Source organism: Tropicimonas sp. IMCC34043, from assembly GCF_003390845.1.
In the GTDB taxonomy this organism is placed as follows: Bacteria; Pseudomonadota; Alphaproteobacteria; order Rhodobacterales; family Rhodobacteraceae; genus Tropicimonas.
Window position 1 is genome coordinate 396,864 of record NZ_QMEK01000002.1, and the last position, 19,530, is coordinate 416,393.

18 protein-coding genes are annotated in these 19,530 nt (G+C 65.2%); 12 read left to right on the plus strand and 6 right to left on the minus strand.

Annotated features, from left to right (window positions below; genetic code table 11):
• Positions 1–146: 146 nt before the first annotated feature.
• The gene (locus tag DQG17_RS11615; RefSeq protein ID WP_116132998.1) at positions 147–995 is read left to right on the plus strand and encodes an LOG family protein; all 849 of its coding nucleotides are present in this window, start codon (positions 147–149) and stop codon (positions 993–995) included.
• Between the two features lie 213 nt (positions 996–1,208).
• Positions 1,209–1,736, plus strand: coding sequence for an HdeD family acid-resistance protein (locus tag DQG17_RS11620; protein ID WP_157973592.1), 528 nt, complete (start codon positions 1,209–1,211; stop codon positions 1,734–1,736).
• Between the two features lie 75 nt (positions 1,737–1,811).
• On the opposite strand, the gene DQG17_RS11625 is transcribed toward DQG17_RS11620, so the two are convergent.
• The gene (locus DQG17_RS11625; protein ID WP_116133000.1) at positions 1,812–2,537 is read right to left on the minus strand and encodes a DsbA family protein; all 726 of its coding nucleotides are present in this window, start codon (positions 2,535–2,537) and stop codon (positions 1,812–1,814) included.
• Between the two features lie 2 nt (positions 2,538–2,539).
• Positions 2,540–3,721, minus strand: a complete 1,182-nt coding sequence (gene rlmN, locus DQG17_RS11630) for a 23S rRNA (adenine(2503)-C(2))-methyltransferase RlmN (RefSeq protein WP_116133001.1) — start codon at positions 3,719–3,721, stop codon at positions 2,540–2,542.
• 202 nt (positions 3,722–3,923) lie between these two features.
• Between rlmN and DQG17_RS11635 the strand changes: the two genes are divergently transcribed.
• Positions 3,924–4,880 (plus strand): PEP-CTERM sorting domain-containing protein, encoded by a 957-nt coding sequence (locus DQG17_RS11635; RefSeq protein ID WP_116133002.1) that lies wholly within the window; start codon positions 3,924–3,926, stop codon positions 4,878–4,880.
• A gap of 78 nt (positions 4,881–4,958) precedes the next feature.
• Here the strand turns inward: DQG17_RS11635 and DQG17_RS11640 are convergent, their stop codons facing one another.
• Complete coding sequence (locus DQG17_RS11640; RefSeq protein WP_116133003.1) at positions 4,959–5,483, minus strand: invasion associated locus B family protein; 525 nt, start codon at positions 5,481–5,483, stop codon at positions 4,959–4,961.
• A 178-nt stretch (positions 5,484–5,661) separates the two neighbouring features.
• Here DQG17_RS11640 and DQG17_RS11645 point away from each other — a divergent pair, with 178 nt between their 5' ends.
• A complete protein-coding gene (locus tag DQG17_RS11645; protein WP_116133004.1) occupies positions 5,662–6,657 on the plus strand; it encodes an asparaginase in 996 nt (331 codons plus the stop codon).
• A 66-nt stretch (positions 6,658–6,723) separates the two neighbouring features.
• Here DQG17_RS11645 and serB read toward each other — a convergent pair whose 3' ends face one another.
• Positions 6,724–7,602, minus strand: coding sequence for a phosphoserine phosphatase SerB (serB, locus tag DQG17_RS11650; protein ID WP_116133005.1), 879 nt, complete (start codon positions 7,600–7,602; stop codon positions 6,724–6,726).
• A gap of 216 nt (positions 7,603–7,818) precedes the next feature.
• Positions 7,819–8,661, minus strand: coding sequence for a cytochrome c (locus DQG17_RS11655; RefSeq protein ID WP_116133006.1), 843 nt, complete (start codon positions 8,659–8,661; stop codon positions 7,819–7,821).
• 271 nt (positions 8,662–8,932) lie between these two features.
• Between DQG17_RS11655 and DQG17_RS11660 the strand changes: the two genes are divergently transcribed.
• The 7 genes from DQG17_RS11660 (at position 8,933) to rnr (ending at position 17,733) form a co-directional block, all read left to right on the plus strand.
• Positions 8,933–10,087 (plus strand): phosphoserine transaminase, encoded by a 1,155-nt coding sequence (locus tag DQG17_RS11660; protein WP_116133007.1) that lies wholly within the window; start codon positions 8,933–8,935, stop codon positions 10,085–10,087.
• A gap of 102 nt (positions 10,088–10,189) precedes the next feature.
• Positions 10,190–11,785, plus strand: a complete 1,596-nt coding sequence (serA, locus tag DQG17_RS11665; RefSeq protein ID WP_116133008.1) for a phosphoglycerate dehydrogenase — start codon at positions 10,190–10,192, stop codon at positions 11,783–11,785.
• Positions 11,786–12,146: 361 nt separating this feature from the next.
• On the plus strand, positions 12,147–12,626 hold the full coding sequence (locus DQG17_RS11670; protein WP_116133009.1) for a VPLPA-CTERM sorting domain-containing protein: 480 nt from the start codon (positions 12,147–12,149) through the stop codon (positions 12,624–12,626).
• Between the two features lie 128 nt (positions 12,627–12,754).
• A complete protein-coding gene (locus DQG17_RS11675; protein WP_116133010.1) occupies positions 12,755–13,498 on the plus strand; it encodes a metallophosphoesterase in 744 nt (247 codons plus the stop codon).
• Positions 13,499–13,663: 165 nt separating this feature from the next.
• The gene (locus DQG17_RS11680) at positions 13,664–14,095 is read left to right on the plus strand and encodes a MarR family winged helix-turn-helix transcriptional regulator (protein ID WP_116133011.1); all 432 of its coding nucleotides are present in this window, start codon (positions 13,664–13,666) and stop codon (positions 14,093–14,095) included.
• Positions 14,096–14,218: 123 nt separating this feature from the next.
• Positions 14,219–15,394: a beta-ketothiolase BktB gene (bktB, locus tag DQG17_RS11685; RefSeq protein WP_116133012.1), complete on the plus strand. Its 1,176-nt coding sequence runs from the start codon at positions 14,219–14,221 to the stop codon at positions 15,392–15,394.
• A 77-nt stretch (positions 15,395–15,471) separates the two neighbouring features.
• On the plus strand, positions 15,472–17,733 hold the full coding sequence (rnr, locus tag DQG17_RS11690; RefSeq protein WP_116133013.1) for a ribonuclease R: 2,262 nt from the start codon (positions 15,472–15,474) through the stop codon (positions 17,731–17,733).
• A 118-nt stretch (positions 17,734–17,851) separates the two neighbouring features.
• On the opposite strand, the gene DQG17_RS11695 is transcribed toward rnr, so the two are convergent.
• The gene (locus DQG17_RS11695; protein WP_157973593.1) at positions 17,852–18,316 is read right to left on the minus strand and encodes an I78 family peptidase inhibitor; all 465 of its coding nucleotides are present in this window, start codon (positions 18,314–18,316) and stop codon (positions 17,852–17,854) included.
• A gap of 72 nt (positions 18,317–18,388) precedes the next feature.
• Here DQG17_RS11695 and DQG17_RS11700 point away from each other — a divergent pair, with 72 nt between their 5' ends.
• The gene (locus tag DQG17_RS11700; RefSeq protein WP_116133015.1) at positions 18,389–19,519 is read left to right on the plus strand and encodes an S-(hydroxymethyl)glutathione dehydrogenase/class III alcohol dehydrogenase; all 1,131 of its coding nucleotides are present in this window, start codon (positions 18,389–18,391) and stop codon (positions 19,517–19,519) included.
• Positions 19,520–19,530 lie beyond the last annotated feature (11 nt).

The window sequence follows — 19,530 nt, forward strand, 5'->3', positions numbered from 1 at the left end:
CTAGCAGAAATGCCGCCCATTGCAACGCGGCGGCGCGGCGTTCTGCCGGCGGTTCCGTTGCAGGTATGCCGCGGGGCAGCGGGGTTTCCAGTCGGGCGCGGTCAGTCTAGCCTTGCCATCTACCAGCCACAGAAGGGCACCGCGCGATGACAGAGGACCACGCCAAACGCTCGTTCCGCGATGCGCAGGACGACATCCGCACCACGCGGGAAGTGCCCGAGACCGTGCAAAGCAGCTCGCCTGCCTACAAGCTCGCCTATGACGACTTTGACTTCATGCTGCGCGACGAGTTGCGTGCAGTGCGTCTGCAGCTGGAACTGCTGAAGCCCGAGCTCCTGATGACCGAGCAGGGTGTCGAAACGACCGTCGTGCTGTTCGGGGGCGCCCGGATCCGGCCGCGCGAGCAAATGGACGATAGCGCGACCGAAGGGATGGCGAAGCTGAGCCATTTTTATGACGAGGCGCGAAAGTTCGCGCGGATCATGACCGAACGCAGCCTTGCGGGCGGCGGGCGCGAGAACATCATCGTCACGGGCGGAGGCCCCGGCGTGATGGAGGCGGGCAACCGAGGTGCTGCCGACGCCGGGGGCAAGTCGATCGGGCTGAACATCGTGCTGCCGCACGAGCAGGCACCGAACCAATGGGTCACGCCCGAGCTGTGCTTCAACTTCCATTATTTCGGGATGCGCAAGATGCATTTCCTGATGCGCGCCGCGGCGATTGCGATATTCCCCGGCGGCTTTGGCACGATGGATGAATTCTTCGAGGCGCTGACGTTGATTCAGACCGGCCGGATGCGGCAGGTGCCATTCCTGCTGTTCGGCACGGAATTCTGGAACGACATCATAAATTTCGAGGGACTGGCCGAGGCCGGCACCATCTCGCACGACGATCTGAAACTGTTCCGTTTGGTGGACACTGCCGAAGCGGCAATTGCCGCAATCGACGACTGGCCCGGTGCCGGGACCAAGCGTTCAGCGATTCCGGGGCGTTAACACTTCTCGATCCGAGACCGACGGCATTTTGCAGCGCTGCAATTTGCTGTATCCTGCCGGCAACTTCGTCTGCTACAGAAGGCTTGCGGCGCAAAGGCAGGCACGAATTGGCGCGATAGATGAAAAAACTGACACTCCAAACCTGTCCCTACGCCGAGCGCATCGTCGATATATTGAATGTCGATGAATTCAAGCAACAAGGTAGGAACTCTGATGGGTAACCGCATTCTCTGGCTTTTGCTGGCCGTCCTGTTCATTGCGGGCGGAATGTTCGCGCTGATGAATCCCTTTGCCGCAAGCCTTGCGGCGACCGTGATCGCGGGCTGGGTCTTCATCTTCAGCGGCGTGGTCGAGGTCTTTGCCGGCTTCCGCGCCAAGGGTGCCGGCGCCAAGATCTGGACTGTCCTGCTTGGCCTTCTGGCAATCGTGCTCGGGATCATGATCCTCGGCAATCCGCTGGGCGGCATGGTGGCGCTGACGACGATCATCGCGATCATGTTCCTGGCCGGCGGCGTGGCCAAGATCATCATGTCCTTCACCATGGAAGATCGCCGCTTCCTGTGGCTGTTCCTGATCTCGGGGGCCGCCTCGGCAGTGCTGGGGTTCATCATCCTGACGAACTTCCCGCTGTCGGCTGCGACGTCGCTGGGTCTGCTTCTGGGGATCGAACTGCTGTTCGACGGGGCGGCTGCGCTCGGCATGGCCTTCAGCCGCGACCACGAAGAAGCCGTCATGGCCTGACCGCGCAGAGCGGTTTCAGGTCCAATGCCCTGCGCCGCGACCCTTCCCGGGGCCGCGGCGTTTTCCGTTCAGGCGTCAGGCCGCGCCGGTCCCGCCCGCCTGTTCGGCGATCAGCCGCCGGAAATTGCGCTGCGAAATCTCGCCCAGAACCAGCACCTTGCCGACGACCATCGCGGGCGTGCCGATAATGCCGAAGCGATGCGCCAGCGCCACGCTGCGTCGCAGCCGGTCTTCGGCCTCGGGTCCGTACATGTCGGCCAGCAGGCGCTGGGGGTCGAGCCCCTGTTCGACCGCAAGGTCCGCCAGATAGGCCTCGCTCGGCCGGAAGGCGCTGCGCATCAGGCGCTTGTGGAACGCCAGATACCCGCCCTGCATGTCGGCGGCGATGGCGGCTCGCGCCGCAACCTCGGATCCCGGCCCCAGAAGCGGCAGTTCGTGCCAGGTCACTGCGATCGCGCCGGCCTCGGCTTCGTCCGCAACCATCCTGGTCAGAACCCGGCAATAGGGGCAGTTGAAATCGGAGAATACCGCAACGGGGATCTGCGCGGTGGTGCGCGGCGTGGTGAACAGATCGGCAAGATCGCCCTGCGGCGGCGGCGCGCCACGGCTGTCGAGCCCGACGAAGGGGTCCGGGACGCCGCCCGACACCGGCCCCTGAACCATCCGGCGAAAGCCCGGCGGGTCGGACATCGGTTCGGTGCGAAGGGATTGGGGGCGGTTGCGCAACAGCCCCGAGATCCCGGCCGAGACCACGATCCCGACCGTCAGCACCGCAAGAAACTGCCGTCGCGACCCGGCCATGGTCAGCCGCCGAGACCGGCCTCGGTGGCGATCTGGGTCCGGCTCTTGCGAGCGCGTTCGGTCGCAGATTTCAGCTGTCCGCAGGCGGCCATGATGTCCTCGCCGCGCGGCGTGCGGATCGGGCTGGCATAGCCTGCCTTGTAGACGATGTCGGCAAAGCTCTGGATACGCGCGCGATCCGACCGCTGATAGGGCGCACCGGGCCATTCGTTGAACGGGATCAGATTGATCTTGGCCGGGATGCCCTGGATCAGCTTGACCAGCCGGCGGGCATCCGCGTCGCTGTCGTTAACGCCCTTCAGCATGACGTATTCAAACGTGATGCGCTCGGAATTCGACAGTTTGGGATAGGCGCGCAACTCGTCCAGCAGTTTTGCGATCGGCCATTTCTTGTTGATCGGCACCAGCGTGTCGCGGACCTCGTCGGTGGTGGCGTGAAAGCTGACAGCCAGCAGGCAGCCGATTTCCTCGGCCGTGCGGGCAATCTCGGGCACCACACCGCTGGTCGACAGCGTGATGCGCCGGCGCGACAGCGAGATCCCCTCGCCATCCATCACGATCTGCATCGCGTCGCGCACCGCGTCGAAATTGTACAGCGGCTCGCCCATGCCCATCAGCACCACGTTCGACAAAAGCCGGGTCTCGTCCTTGGGCGCTCGCCCCGGTTCCGGCCATTCGCCCAGATCGTCGCGGGCCAGCATCACCTGCCCGACGATCTCGCCCGCCGTCAGGTTGCGCACCAGCTTCTGGGTGCCGGTGTGGCAGAACGAACAGGTCAGCGTGCAGCCGACCTGGGAGGAGATGCAGAGCGTGCCGCGCCCCTCCTCGGGGATATAGACGGTCTCGACCTCGTGGCCGCCGGCGATGCGCACCAGATACTTGCGGGTGCCGTCGGCGCTGACCTGGCGGGTCACGACCTCGGGCAGCGCGATCTCGTAGCGCTCGGCCAGTTCGGTGCGATAGGCCTTTGACAGGTTCGTCATCGCCTCGAAGTCGCGCACGCCCTTCTGATAGATCCACTGCCAGATCTGGCCCACGCGCATGTTTGCCTGCCGCTCGGGCGTGCCGCCCTCGATCAGCACCTCGCGCAACTGCGCCCTCGTCAGCCCGACCAGATTGATCCGGTCGGATTCGGGCAGCTTGCGGGGCAGCGTCAGCACATCCTGAGTGATGGGCGCAGACATCGGGAGACTCCTGTTCGGAAAGACTGTTTTCTAGCAGAAATCGCCGCACATGCAAAGCCGTCCGACCTGTCGCTAGGGAATGTGGATTGCACCCACCGGCGTCACAAAAGCTTGAAAAAAGTGACACGTTGCGAGGCTAGGGCTCGGCACGGCGCCCGTCACCACCCGGGCCCGACATCAACAAAAAAAACCGGAGTTCCCCATGCGCCTTCTTTTGTCCGCCGCTTTCGTCGTTGCCGCGGCCGGCCCGATCCACGCCATGACATGGTCTCTCGACAGCTATGTCGATTATCCTCTCGTCGACGAAAACGAGACCGGCCTGCAGTTGACCCAGGGCATCGCCTGGAACGCCGCGGCCGGCGAATGGGTCACCTCGTGGCAATACGGTCTGGCCCGCTTCACTGAGGATTGGCAGTTCATTTCCGCAACCGGCCATATCGATCTGTCCACCATGAATGTGGTCAGCGGTATCCCGCAGGAGCTCGCCGATCAGGGCTTTGACCACATCGGCGATTTCGAGGTTCGGGACGGGGTCATCCATGCCTCGCTCGACAGCGCCGAGGGCGATTATCAGAACGGCCATGTGGCATTGTTCGATGCCGTCACGCTGGAATATCTGGGGGATCTCTATCCGATGATCGGGGACGAGACGAACCCCCGCAACGACGTTGCAAGCTGGACCGCGATCGATGCCGAAACCGGGCTCGGCTATGGCAAGGAATGGCAGCTTGGCGACACGATCAACATCTATGACGTGACCGACTGGAGCTTTCTCGGCACGCTCGAGATGGATCAGAGCCTGTCGAGCATCCAGGGTGCCAAGGTGCTGGACGGTATGATGTACCTGAGTTCGGACAACGACACGATGTCGATCTACGGCCTCGACTTGTCGACCGGACATGTCACCGAACTGTTCCAGCTTGATGGCGTCGACGGGGCCAGCATCGAGGTCGAGGGTCTGGCGCTGCGCACGCTCGGGGATGGCACCGTCGAGATGTATGTCGAGATGATCGCCAACCCGGGCGGCGGCAGCGAGCTCGATGCCTATACCCGGCTCTATCGCTATGTCGGCATCCCAAGCCCGGTGCCGGTGCCGGCAACCCTGCCGCTGGCGCTGTCGGGCCTTGCGGCCTTCGCGCTTGCGCGCCGCCGCCGCTAAGCTGCCGTTCCCTCGCGAAGCGGCCGGGGTATCTTGCCGATACCCCGGCCGCTAGGATCCTTGAACGCGCCCCGCGGTTCAGTTGGTGCAGCGCTTCTCGGCTTCCTCAAGCGCTGCGGTGAACCCCATCAGCGAGAAGGTGTCCTTGGTCTGGGTCCCGCGGGAAGAGCGTGCGGTCAGCGTCGCATCGGCGCCGCGCTTCAATGCCGTCACGATCTTGCTGTCGTCGGCCGCCGAGGCGGCCCAGGCCCATTCGCCATCGGTGAACATTTCGAACTGCGTGCCGCCGACATCGACCGTCACGGTCGAGCCGCCCGCAAAGGGATAGCCGCCGGTAAAGGACACCTCGCCCTCGGCGCTGCCCGGACGATAGGTGACGAACAGAAGAATGTCGCCACGTTGTACCGATACGGCACGCCCGTCACGGGAATTTTCGACCTTCTTGGGCGAAGAAACGCCCCAGCATTCCTTTGGATTGTCCTCGACGAAGACGCTCCAGTCGGTCTTGGCGGCGACCCGGTTGGTCGACTCCTGCGCCGACAGCGGTGCGCAAGCAAGAAGGGCAATGCCGGCGACGGCGCCAGTTCTGATCCAGAATGTCATGTGTGTCACAGCCTCCAGCTGTCTCTGCCTCAAGTGTGCCGCTTTCGGCCCTTGGCGGACTCTCAGCGAAGCGGAAGGAATTTCAACCTGCGCCAACTATGGTAACGCAGTTGTGGCAGGGGCGAAAACCCCAGAGACGCAAATATCGGCAACGAAGTGAGTTGGAAAGGGGCGGCCTATGGGCGCGGTTGAAATGGTCGAGATCTGGCGCGGCGCATTCCGGGAGACCGTGCATTCCGGTCATGCGGTGATCTGCGGCCCGGAGGGCGAGGTCGTGGCGGCCTGGGGCGATCCCGGGAAAGTGATCCTGCCGCGGTCCTCGCAGAAGGTCGTGCAGGCTCTGCCGCTGATCGAAACCGGGGCAGCCGATGCCCTGGGCCTGACCCAGCGGCATCTGGCCCTGGCCTGCGCGAGCCACGTCGGTGCCGAGGTTCACACCCAGGCGGTCGCCCGCTGGCTGGCGGATCTGGGACTTGGCGAGACCGACCTGCGCTGTGGCCCGCAAGAGCCCGAGGACCGGGCGGCCCACAAGGCGCTGCTGTGCGGTGGCGGTCAGGCCTGTCAGATCCACAACACCTGCTCGGGCAAGCACGCGGGATTTCTGACGGTGACCCGCCACATTGGTGCCGGTCCCGAATATGTCGAGCCCGACCACCCGCTGCAGCGGTCCGTGCTGGCGGCATGGGAGGATCTGACGGGCGAGACCAGCCCGGGCTTCGGCATCGACGGATGTTCGGCGCCGAGTTTTGCATCGAGCCTCGCCGGTCATGCCCGCGCCATGGCAAGCTTTGCCAATGCCCGCGCGGGTCAGGGACCCCGCGCCAGCGCCCAGGCGCGGCTGGTGCAGGCGATGATGGCGCATCCGGTGATGATTGCGGGCGAGGGGCGGGCCGACACGATGCTGACCCGGGCGCTGGCTGGCCGGGGCGTGGTCAAGTTCGGCGCCGAGGCGGTCTATATCGCGATCCTGCCCGACGCGGGCCTGGGGATTGCGCTGAAGATCGAGGATGGCGGTCTGCGCGCCGCCGAATGCGTGATTGCGGCCCTGCTGGTGCGGGCCGGCCTGCTCGATCCGGCGGACCCTGCCGCGCGGGCCTATCTGGCGCCGCCGGAGCGGAACCGCCGCGGGATCGAGGTCGGGCGGATGCAGCCGGTGCCGGGGCTGTTCGACTAGGCCGGGGCTGGCCGATGCCGCGCGGCTTGCATCGGCCGCACCTGCGGGACCCTTCGGCGGGGTCACTCAGGGTGTGACGAAGTCCTCCGCGGCATACCCCTGCAGAAACAGCAGCGCGCTCAGATCGCCGTGGTTGACGCGAATGTCGCATTCTGCGGCAACGCTCGGCTTGGCGTGCAGCGCAACGCCGGTCCCGGCAAGGTGCAGCATGCCAAGATCGTTGGCCCCGTCGCCGACCGCGATCACCGCGTCGTGCCCGATGCCAAGCCGGGCGGTGATCTCCTCCAGCGCCGCAATCTTGGCCTCGCGGCCAAGGATCGGCTCGGCGGGAACGCCAGTCAGATGACCGTCCTCGATCAGCAGCGTGTTGGCCCGGTTCTCGTCGAAACCGAGCGCCGCGGCGACCCGCGAGGTGAAGGCGGTGAAGCCGCCGGAAACCAGCACCGCATGGCCGCCATTTGCCTTCATCGTCGCGATCAGCGTGGCACCGCCAGGGGTAAAGGTGATGCGCTCGGCATAGACCCGGTCGATGACCGCCGCCGGCAACCCCTTCAACAGCCCGACCCGTTCGCGCAGCGCGCCCTCGAAGCCGATTTCGCCGTTCATCGCCCGTGCCGTGATCTCCTTCACGCGCGCGCCGACGCCGGCCATGTCGGCCAACTCGTCAATGCACTCCTGCCCGATCATGGTGGAATCCATGTCGGCCAGCAGCATCCGCTTGCGCCGGCCCTGGGATTTCTGCACCGCCAGGTCGATCTTTTGCGCCTGCAGACTGTCCCAGACCTGCCAGAGGTTGTCCGGCACTGCGGGCAAGGCGAACTCGGCGGCGATCCCGCGCGCAAGCCAGCGCGCCGCGCCGCCGCCCCAGGCCGAGCGCAGCGCCTCGACCAGCGGCGGTTCGAGGCTGGGATCGGCGGGGTTGGTCAGCAGCGTTGCAACAAACATTGGGGCGGCCCCGTGGTTTCTGTTGCGCGCGCAATACCGGCGGGCGCGCCGGAGATAAAGGGCCAGAGGCATTTCGCCATGCGACAGCGCCCGGGGCCGACGTCGAACAGCAGGTATTTAAGCCAAGAAGAAGACATGGCGCATTCTTCTTGGTCGAAATACCTGACGGAACCGCGATCGGTTTCTCCCCGGGCATCCAGGGCCCGGGGGAACGTTTCATCCGGCGTTGGGCAGCGGCGGCAGGCTGCGCAGATAGAGGATGATCGCGGCAAGGTCCTCGTCGGTCATCTTGGCAAAGAACGGATAGGGCATCGGCGGCAGCATCGGCGAACCGTCGGGTTCCACGCCCTTGGTGATCATCGCGGCAATCTCGGCGTCGGTGAAATCGGCCAGCCCGTCCTCGCTGCTGGTCAGGTTGGCCGAGACCGAGGTGCCCCAGGGGCCATGGAACTCGAATCCGCCCCGACCCAGATCGGTGTCGAGCAACGGGCCCTGCGGTCCCATCGGCGTGTGGCACTCCATACAATGCGCGACCGGACCGGCCAGATAGGCGCCGTAGTCGGCCGTGACCCCGCGCGGTATGTCCGCGACGTGATCGACCGGCGGGCCGTAGGCCGGCGGCAACGGAATGTTGTAGGTCGATTCGGGCAAGTCCGAGGCAACCGACGGTACTGTCCGCAAATAGGCGACGATCGCTGACAGATCGGTATCGGACAGGCCGCGGTACATCGGGAACGGCATCGGTGGGCCGATCAGCGATCCGTCGGGCCGGATTCCTTCGCGGATGGCGCGGGCCAGCTCCGCGTCGGTCCAGCCGGAAATCTCTCCGGCCGGGGTGATATTGGCCGATACGGCCGTAAACATCTCGTTTTGCTCGACCAGCCTGCCGGTCAGTTCCATTCCGGCAACGAACCCCTCGGGTCCGATCGGTGTATGGCAATTGCCGCAGCCCATCGGGCCGGTGACGAGGTATTCGCCCCGTTCCAAGAGGGTTTCGGCATGGCCGATGGCCGGCACGATAAATCCAAGGGCAAGCAAGGGTACCAGTTGAACGCGCATCTCCACTCTCCCTGTTCGCGTCGGTCGCGCAAACGATTGGCGACCTGCGCCAGTCTACACCCGCACCGCAATTTCATCGTGAGTCGTTTTCGCTGCGGCATGGCCGCATGTTTCCGATAGTGAACGCGATCCTGCCCGCGGCGCCGTGCAGCAGCATGCCAAGCTATCGGCGCCGCATTTTCTTGTTGCCAGCGTTGCCCAAGCGGTTCTATGACCCGCAGCGGGACACCCCTCCCCAACGAGGGGCAGATATCTGGAAGGATACCTGATCATGGCGATCGACACTCCGGCAGCGCGCCCGGCCAATCCGCGCTTCTCTTCTGGCCCCTGTGCCAAGCCCCCCTCATTCACGCTCGATGCGCTCAAGGATGCAGCGCTTGGCCGCTCGCACCGGGCCGCCATCGGCAAGGCCAAGCTGAAGGCCGCCATCGAGACGACGCGCGAGATCCTCGGCGTTCCGGCCGATTATCGCATCGGCATCGTTCCGGGCTCGGACACGGGGGCGGTCGAGATGGCGCTGTGGTCGCTGCTGGGCGAACGCAAGGCCGAGATGCTGGCCTGGGAGAGCTTTGGTGCCGGCTGGGTCACCGACGTGGTCAAGCAGCTGAAGATCGACGCCGAGGTGAAGACCGCCGGCTATGGCGAGATCGTCGATTTCGCAACCGTCGATTTCGACAATGATGTCGTCTTTACCTGGAACGGCACGACCTCGGGTGTGCGGGTGCCGAACGGCGACGCGATCCCTGCGGGCCGCGCAGGCCTGACGATCTGCGACGCGACCTCGGCCGCCTTTGCGGTCGATCTGCCCTGGGACAAGCTCGATGTCGTCACCTTCTCCTGGCAGAAGGTTCTGGGCGGCGAGGCGGCGCATGGCATGCTGATCCTCAGCCCGCGGGCGGTCGAACGGCTGGAAAGCTATACCCCCGCCTGGCCGCTGCCGAAGATCTTCCGCATGACCAAGGGCGGCAAGCTGATCGAGGGCATCTTCGTCGGCGAGACCATCAACACGCCCTCGATGCTGGCGGTCGAGGACTATCTTGTCGCGCTCGACTGGGCCAAGTCGGTCGGTGGGCTGAAGGGGCTGATTGCGCGCGCCGATGCCAATGCGGCCGTGCTGGCGAAGCTGGTGGCCGAACAGCCCTGGATCGACTTCCTCGCGGCCGACCCGGCGATCCGTTCGAATACCTCGGTTTGCCTGAAGTTCACCGACGAGCGGATCAAGGATGGCGCCGCCTTCGCCAAGGCCGTTGCCAAGCGGCTGGAGAAGGAAGGCGTGGCCTATGACGTCGGCGCCTATCGCGACGCGCCGGCTGGCCTGCGCATCTGGTGCGGCGCCACGGTCGAGACCGCCGATCTGGAGGCGCTGGTGCCCTGGATCGTCTGGGCCTTCGAGGCCGAACTTGCCGCCCAGACCGAAGCGGCCTGATCCCCGGTCCCGGGTCTGACCCGGGACACTTCCCGATACGCGCCAAAGGGCCCCGGAACTTGTCCGGGGCACAAGTCCCCCTGTCTCAAAAGGACCACGACAATGGCTCCCAAGGTACTCGTTTCCGACCAGCTCAGCGAAACCGCTGTCCAGATCTTCCGCGACAATGGCATCGACGTCGATTTCGATCCCACGCTCGGCAAGGACAAGGAACGGCTGGCCGAAGTGATCGGTCAGTATGATGGCCTCGCCATCCGGTCGAACACCAAGGTGACCGAAAAGCTGCTGGAGAAGGCCACCAACCTCAAGGTGATCGGCCGCGCCGGCATCGGGGTCGACAACGTCGACATCCCGGCTGCCTCGAAGAAGGGCGTGATCGTGATGAACACGCCGTTCGGCAACATGATCACCACAGCCGAACACGCCATTGCGCTGATGTTCGCGGTCGCCCGCCAGATCCCCGAGGCCAGCGCCTCGACCCATGCCGGCAAATGGGAGAAGTCGAGGTTCATGGGGGTCGAGCTGACCGCCAAGGTGCTGGGTGTGATCGGCGCCGGCAATATCGGCGGGATCGTCTGCGACCGCGCCGTGGGCCTGAAGATGAAGGTCATCGCCTATGACCCGTTCCTGTCGGACGAGCGTGCGGCCAAGCTCGGTGTAACCAAGGTCGAGCTCGACGAACTGCTGCGGCGTGCCGATTTCATCACGCTGCACGTGCCGCTGACCGACAAGACCCGCAACATTCTGGGCCGCGAGAACCTGGCCAAGACCAAGAAGGGCGTGCGAATCATCAACTGCGCCCGCGGCGGGCTGGTCGACGAGGAAGCGCTGGCCGAGATGCTGAAGTCGGGCCATGTCGCCGGCGCCGCCTTTGACGTCTTCGCGAAGGAACCGGCGAACGAGAACCCGCTGTTCGGCCTGCCGAACGTGGTCTGCACTCCGCACCTTGGCGCCTCGACCACCGAGGCACAGGAGAACGTGGCGCTGCAGGTGGCCGAGCAAATGTCGGCCTATCTGAACACCGGGGCGGTCGAGAACGCGCTGAACATGCCGTCGGTCACCGCCGAAGAGGCGATGGTGATGGGGCCGTGGCTGAAGCTGGCCGAACATCTTGGCGCCTTCGTCGGCCAGATGACCGACGAGCCGATCAAGGCGATCAACCTGCTCTTTGACGGTGCGGTGTCGAAGATGAACCTCGACGCGCTCGGCTGTGCGGCGATCGCGGGTGTCATGAAGGCGGTCAACCCAGAGGTGAACCTGGTCTCGGCGCCGATCCAGGCGGCCGAACGCGGGATCAAGATGGCGCGCACCACGCAGGCCAAGTCCGGCGTCTTCGATGCCTTCATCAAGCTGACAGTCGTCACCGATCAGCGCGAACGTTCGATTGCCGGCACGGTGTTCTCGGACGGCAAGCCGAGGTTCATCCAGATCAAGGGCATCAACATCGACGCCGATATCGGGCCGCACATGCTCTATACCACCAACGAGGACGTGCCGGGGATCATCGGAACGCTGGGCGGCACGCTGGGCGACAACGGTGTGAACATCGCCAACTTCACCCTCGGCCGCAGCGAGCAGGGCAAGGATGCCATCGCGCTGCTTTATGTCGACGAGCCAGTCGATCCTTCGGTGGTCGAGAAGCTGCACGCCACGGGGATGTTCCGGGCGATTCGACCGCTGGCCTTCAACGTATCCTGACGGGGCGCTCGACCGCGCGAATCGCCTCCGGCGGGGGCGACTCGCGTCCCCGGCCCGACCGGAAAGTCTTACCAGCAAGATCACGCCGAAAGGCTCGCGCAACGTCGCGAGCCTTTTTTCGTTTCGTGCCGGGGCAGTAGCGTCGGGCGGCGATGCCAGGCCGCGCGACGGCCTCGGTAATGGCCATAAAAACTCATTAATTAATATTGACAGAATCATTGGTCCTGTGGCTTGGTAATCGTAATTACCCGGCTCGAGGTCTGTAAGGCTAATGTGCCTGGAGAATTGTGCTGGGTTTTCTGAGAGTTGGTTCCGCAACCGCGGTGCTTCTGAAATCAAAAGTATAGCAGGCTGAACGTACATGAAAACATTCCTCGCCACCGCATTCGCACTGGTATTGCCAGTATCAGCGTTTGCTATCCCGCTTACCTCGGACTTCGGGTCCGGGTTGTTCGAACTGACTCCGGGCCAGACGGAATCCTTCGATTTCGAGGTGTCGGATGCCACCGACCTCGATATTCTCTTCAGTGGGATCGGGTTCAATTCCGGCAGCGATCTTGAACTGGTCACCTTCGGGATCGACTCTGCAGATATGTCGTTCGATCCTTCTGACGTCATGGTCTTTGCTCCGACAACACTTGCATCCGTTGCAAAGCTGATTAGCTCGTCTGTTCTTGGCGATTTCACGGTCTATTACACGCTGGACGCGAGTGCTGAGAATTCCGTATTTGTCGGATTTGCTGGTCAGGCATCGACGGTGCCGGTTCCGCTGCCGGCATCCGGCATGATACTTGTCAGTGCTTTGGGGGCTGTCGCTCTGGTGCGACGTCGCCGGAGCTGAACGAGGCTTTCACAGCGACTAATTCGGAAGGGGCGCTTTGGCGCCCCTTTTCAATTTAAAGGCGAAATATTGACCAGGTGTCGCGCCTGCCGTTCCGGTGCCCGCCGTTTCGTGCGAATGTCCGGCTCATGCGAATCTATGCCATCGGGGACGTGCATGGTCACGTCGACAAGCTGCAGGCGGCTCATGAGCTGATTGCGCGGGATCAGGCCGAGTGCGGCGGCGGCGGCGAGACGGTCGTGCATTGCGGCGACTATGTCGACCGCGGGCCGGACTCACGCGGCGTGCTCGACCATCTTCTCGCCTGCCGCAGCGCCGGGCTGCCCCATGTGATGCTGCTCGGCAATCACGACGAGATGTTGCTGCGCTTCCTGACCATGGAGCCCGGCGACCGCGCGGCATTCGAGACGGCGGCCTGGTGGCTGACGCCACCACTGGGCGGGCGCCGGACGCTCGCCTCCTACGGGGTGAAGGTTTCGAACTGGCTGCCGCTGCGCTGGATCCGGAAACAGGCGGACAAGGCGGTTCCGGCCGCACATCTGGATTTTCTCGAATCCCTCGGCACCTCCCATTCCGAGGCCGGCTGCTATTTCTGCCATGCCGGCATCCGGCCGGGGGTGCCGTTTGCCGAACAGGAAAAGCAGGACCTGATCTGGATCCGCGAGCCTTTCCTGACCGATCCGCGCGATCACGGGGCGCTGATCGTGCATGGCCACACCCCGGTCGAGCAGGTGACCGATTATGGCAACAGGCTCAATCTCGATACCGGCGCCGGCTATGGCCGGCCGGTGTCTGCCGTGGCGATCGAGGATGGCACGCCCTGGCTTCTGACCGACGAGGGTCGCCTACCGGTGCATCAAGTCACCTATTGATTGGGCGCTAACCCTGCGCAAAGGGTTGGCTAACCTTGCGTAAAGGCTTGGCTAACCCTGCGTAAAGGCTTGATTGTGGCCTTGGAGAACCGGTTTCCGGGTTGGCGCGGCTTGACGGAAATCCGGCTTTCCTTCAGCTATGCACCGAAAACAGGACGTGACGCTTTGACCGATTTTGAACTTGGAAATTTTCTTCCTTTCCGGCTGGTGGTCCTTGCGGGTCAGCTCAGCCGCGATTTCTCGCAGCACTATGCCGAGCGGTTCGGCCTGTCGCGACAGGAGTGGCGCGTGCTCGCCCATCTGTGGCGCACCGGTCCCGCCAGCGTCGGGGATATCCACCGTTTGGTCGATCTGGACAAATCGCGTGTGTCGCGGGCGGCGGCAAGCCTCGAGGCCGCAGGCCATCTGCGCCGCGAGGAGCATCCGACAGACCGACGGCTGGTGCATCTGTCGGTGACGGAATCGGGTCACGTGATGATGATGGAACTGTCGGAACTGGCCAAAGGCTATCAGCACGATCTGATGGCCCGGCTCGGCCCTGAAGCCGACCAGTTCCTCAAGGTCGTCGACCGACTCTGGAAGACCTCCGACGTCTGACGCGCGCCGTCCCGGGCCATAGCGCCTCCCCCGGTTACAACACTTCTTCCGCCAACAGTCTTGCCATGATTAGACTGGTTCCAAGCGTGCGCGAGGAGGCGTTCGCGGCGATGGGGAGGAAGCATGGAAGAAATAGTCATTCTGAGCGGTGTCAGAACCGCCATTGGAACTTTTGGCGGTGCGCTGGCCAGTGTTCCGCCAACCGAGATTGCCACCAAGGTCGCGGCCGAGGCGATGACCCGCGCCGGCGTCGAGCCGGACCAGATCGGCACGGTGGTTTACGGACACATCATAAACACCGAGCCGCGCGACATGTACCTGTCGCGGGTGGCGGCGATCGAGGCCGGCGTACCCGACAGCGTGCCGGCTCTCAACCTGAACCGGCTTTGCGGCTCCGGCGCGCAGGCGGTGGTGACCGCGGCGCAATCGCTGATGCTCGGAGATGCGGATTTCGCCCTTGCCGGCGGTGCCGAGGTGATGAGCCGCGCGCCGCATTCCATGGGGGCATCGCGGTTCGGCGCCAAGATGGGCGACGTGACGGCCGTTGACATGATGATCGGCACCCTGTCCTGCCCCTTCGGCACCGGGCACATGGGCGTGACGGCCGAGAACGTCGCCGAGTCCCACAACATCAGCCGCGAGGACCAGGACGCCTTTGCGCTGGAAAGCCAGCAGCGCGCGGCGCGGGCGATTGCCGAGGGACGGTTCGAAAGCCAGATCCTGCCGGTCGAGGTCATGGTTCGGCGCAAGCCCGTGGCCTTTGCCACCGACGAACACCCCAAGGCGAGCACGCTCGAGCAACTGGCCGGGTTGCGGCCCGCCTTCCGCAAGGGCGGGACCGTCACCGCGGGCAATGCGAGCGGCATCAACGACGGTGCTGCCGCGCTGGTTCTGGCGCGGGCCGCGGCGGCGAAGTCTGCGGGGCTGACCCCGCGGGCCCGGATCGTGGGCTACGCCCTCGCGGGCGTGGCGCCAGACGTCATGGGGCTTGGCCCGATCCCGGCCGTCACGGCGCTGTGCGAACGGTTCGGGTTCGGCGTCGATGACTTCGACGTCATCGAGTCGAACGAGGCCTTTGCCGCCCAGGCGCTGGCGGTCGGCCGGGCGCTGGGGTTCGACCCGGACAAGACCAACCCGAACGGCGGTGCGATTGCGCTTGGCCATCCGGTCGGGGCAAGCGGGGCGATCCTGCTGGTCAAGACGCTCTATGAGCTTGAGCGCAGCGGGGGCACGCTCGGGCTCGTCACCATGTGCATCGGTGGCGGGCAGGGCATTGCCGTCGCAATCGAACGGGTCTGACCGGTCATCGCAGGCCGCCCCGCGGCGGCCTGCGCATCCCGCGTGACAGGCCAGGGGCCGCATGCTACGCCCCGACTATGGCAGAGCTTCCCACCAAGGCTCAGGTTCTCGACTGGATTGCCGAGAACCCGGGCAGAAACTCCAAGCGCGATATCGCCAAGGCCTTCGGGGTCAAGGGTGCTGCGCGGATCGACCTGAAACGGCTTTTGAAGGAGCTGGAGGGCGACGGCCACCTGCACCGCGATCGCGGGCATTTCCGCGACCCTGAAAAACTGCCCCCCGTCACCGTTCTGCAGCTGCTTGCACCCGATGCGCAGGGCGACCTGTTTGCCCGGCCGCTGGAATGGCACGGCGACGGGCCGGAGCCGCGGGTTCTCTATGTCGCGCGCGAGACCGATCCGGGGCTGGGCGAAGGCGACCGTATCCTCGGCAAGGTGACCGAGGTGCGCGGCGACGGCCACCAGTATGAGGCGCGCCTGATCCGGCGGATCGGCCACAACCCGGTGCGGATACTCGGCGTCTTCCGCAAACAGACCGAAGGCGGGCGGATCGTGCCGATCGACAAGGGCATGGACCGGGAATGGGCCGTGCCGGCCGGCGCCACCTATCACGCCAAGGACGGCGAACTGGTCGAGGCCGAACAGGCCAGCCCGCGTGGCCGCATGGGCCTGCCCACGGCGCGAGTCATCACCCGGCTCGGCGATCCCTCGGCGCCCCGCGCGGTATCGCTGATCGCCATCCACCAGCACGGCATCCCCGACGACTTTCCCGACGAGGTGATCGAAGAGGCCGACGGGATGAAGCCCGCGGGCCTTGCCGGCCGCGAGGATCTGCGCGACCTGCCGCTGATCACCATCGACCCCTCGGACGCGCGCGACCACGACGACGCGGTCTTTGCCCATCCCGACGAGGATCCGAAAAACCCCGGCGGCCATGTCGTCTGGGTCGCCATCGCCGATGTCGCCCATTACGTGACGCCGGGGTCGGCGCTCGATGTCGAGGCGCGGATGCGCGGCAACTCGACCTATTTCCCCGACCGGGTGGTGCCGATGCTGCCCGACCGGCTGTCGGGCGATCTGTGTTCGCTGCACGAGGGCGTGCCGCGGGCCTGTATCGCCTGCCGGATGCGGCTGAACGAACAGGGCGAGAAGATCGACCATTCGTTCCACCGCGGGCTGATGCGCTCGGTGGCATCGCTCAGCTATGAAGAGGTTCAGCAGGCGCTCGACGGCGACCCGAACGACCGTTGCGGCCCGATCCTCGACCCGGTTCTGAAACCGCTGCAGGCCGCCTACAAGGCCGCCGCCGCCGCGCGGGAACGCCGCCAGCCGCTCGACCTCGACCTGCCGGAACGCCGGATCGTGCTGTCGCCCCAGGGCGAGGTGACATCTGTCAACTTCCGCGACCGGCTGGAGGCGCACCGGGTGATCGAGGACTTCATGGTTCTCGCGAATGTCGCCGCGGCCGAGACGCTCGGCGCCAAACGCCAGCCGCTGGTTTACCGCGTCCATGAAGAACCGCCGCCTGAAAAGCTCGAAGCGCTGCGCGAGACTGCGGCGGCCAGCGGGCTGACGCTTGCCAAGGGGCAGGTGCTGCAGACCCGGCATCTGAACAAGCTTCTGCACGATGCCGCCGGCACCGATTTTGCCGAGCTGATCAACATGTCGACGCTGCGCTCGATGACGCAAGCCTATTACAGCCCCGAGAATTTCGGCCACTTCGGCCTTGCGCTGAAGGCCTATGCCCACTTCACCTCGCCGATCCGGCGCTACTCCGATCTGGTCGTGCACCGCGGGCTGATCTCGGCCTATCGCTGGGGCAAGGACGGAATAACCGAGGCCGAGGCCGAACGGCTGGACCAGACGGCCGAACACATCTCGCAAACCGAACGCCGGTCGATGGCCGCCGAACGCGACACCACCGACCGCTATCTTGCAGCCTTCCTGTCCGAACGCGTCGGCACCGAGGTGTCGGGGCGGATCAGCGGCATCGCGCGCTTCGGCGTCTTCGTGAAGCTCGATGACACCGGGGCCGACGGGCTGGTGCCGATCCGTTCGCTCGGCAACGAGTTCTTCCATTTCGACCGCGAGAGCCAGACCCTGATGGGATCCGATTCGGGCTGGGTGATCGGGCTGGGGCAGCGGGTGACCTGCCGGCTGGTCGAGGCGGTGCCGGTCACGGGCGGCCTGATGCTGGAATTGCTGGAGCTTGAGGGCACGCCGGTTGCCCGCGCGGGCGTGCAGGCGCGCGGCCGCGGTACGCCGGTGCGGCGCAAGCCCGGCCGGGCAAAGGCCGCGAAAGCGGCGGAAAAGCGCAAGGTGACCCGGCGCCGGCGCTGACGGGACGTCCCGGAGCAGCTCCGCGCCGGCGTTTCACGGGCAAACAAGGACGCACACCGGTACCGCGCGTCCCCGATCGGCCCGGGCAGACGCGGCGCCCTGGCGCCGCCGCCCCCTATCAGCCGCAGATGATCCGGTTAATCTGGCCGCGTTCGTCGGTATAGAAATTCACCCTCAGCGGGTTGTATTCCTGACTGACGATGTCGTTCGGCCCGACGATCCGGTAGGGTTCCGAGAATCCTGCCGCGGCAACCGCCGCCGGGGTCAGGCCCATCAGGTACTGGAAGGTCTCCAGCTTGCAGGTGTCGGGCAGCCGTTCGGTCAGACCGCTCGAGGCGTTTTGCACCACCTGGCCATAGGGGTCCTGCTCGACCATCTCGAGCGCCGGGTCGGCCACGTCGCCCGGCGTGTTCTGGCCGCCGCTTGCCGGCGGCAGCGCGGCCCCGGGCAGCGGGGTCGCAGCCGTCGTATCGGCCGCGGGGCCGTTGACGAAGATCTCTTCCGAGATCGGTTGCTGTCCCATCGGATCACAGGCGGCCAGCGCCAGAAGAAGGGTTGCTGCCCCGGCAAATCTCAACTTCATTGGTTCCTCGCAGGTTGCGTTATCCGGGCGCATCGTCCACGGTCGGGGGCAGTCTAACTGGAGCAACAGGCAATGAAAACACGCGCTGCGGTCGCCTTGGCGGCGGGATCGCCGCTGACGGTGATGGAGGTCAACCTCGCCGGCCCTCGGCCCGGCGAAGTGCTTGTGGAAATCAAGGCGACGGGCATCTGCCACACCGACGAGTTCACATTGTCGGGAGCCGACCCCGAGGGGCTGTTTCCGGCAATTCTGGGGCACGAGGGCGCGGGCGTGGTGCTCGAGGTCGGCGAGGGCGTGACCAGCGTGAAGCCGGGCGATCACGTGATCCCGCTCTACACGCCCGAATGCCGCGAATGCTATTCCTGCCTCAGCCAGAAGACCAACCTCTGTACCTCGATCCGGGCCACGCAAGGTCAGGGGCTGATGCCCGACGGAACCTCGCGCTTCACCACTCTCGATGGCGATCCGATCCTGCACTACATGGGCTGTTCGACCTTCTCGAACCACACGGTCCTGCCCGAGATCGCGCTGGCGAAGATCCGCGAGGACGCGCCGTTCGACAAGGTCTGCTATATCGGCTGTGGCGTGACGACCGGGATCGGCGCCGTGATCAACACTGCCAAGGTCGAGGTCGGCGCAACCGCCGTGGTCTTCGGGCTTGGCGGGATCGGGCTGAACGTGGTTCAGGGGCTCAGGCTTGCGGGGGCCGACATGATCGTCGGCGTCGATCTGAACAACGACAAGAAGCCGATGGCCGAACGGTTCGGCATGACGCACTTCGTCAACCCGGCCGAGATCGGCGAAGATATCGTGCCCTATCTCGTGAACCTCACCAAGCGGCGCGGCGACACGATCGGCGGCGCCGACTATACCTTCGACTGCACCGGCAACGTCAAGGTGATGCGCCAGGCGCTCGAATGCGCCCACCGCGGCTGGGGCGAATCGATCGTCATCGGCGTCGCCCCGGCCGGCGCCGAGATCGCGACACGGCCCTTCCAGCTGGTGACCGGCCGGTCCTGGCGCGGCACCGCCTTCGGCGGCGCCCGCGGCCGCACCGACGTGCCGAAGATCGTCGACTGGTACATGCAGGGCAAGATCGAGATCGATCCGATGATTACCCACACCCTGGCCCTTGACGATATCAACCGCGGCTTCGATCTGATGCATGCCGGCGAAAGCATCCGCTCCGTCGTCATCTACTGATTGCCAGGGCC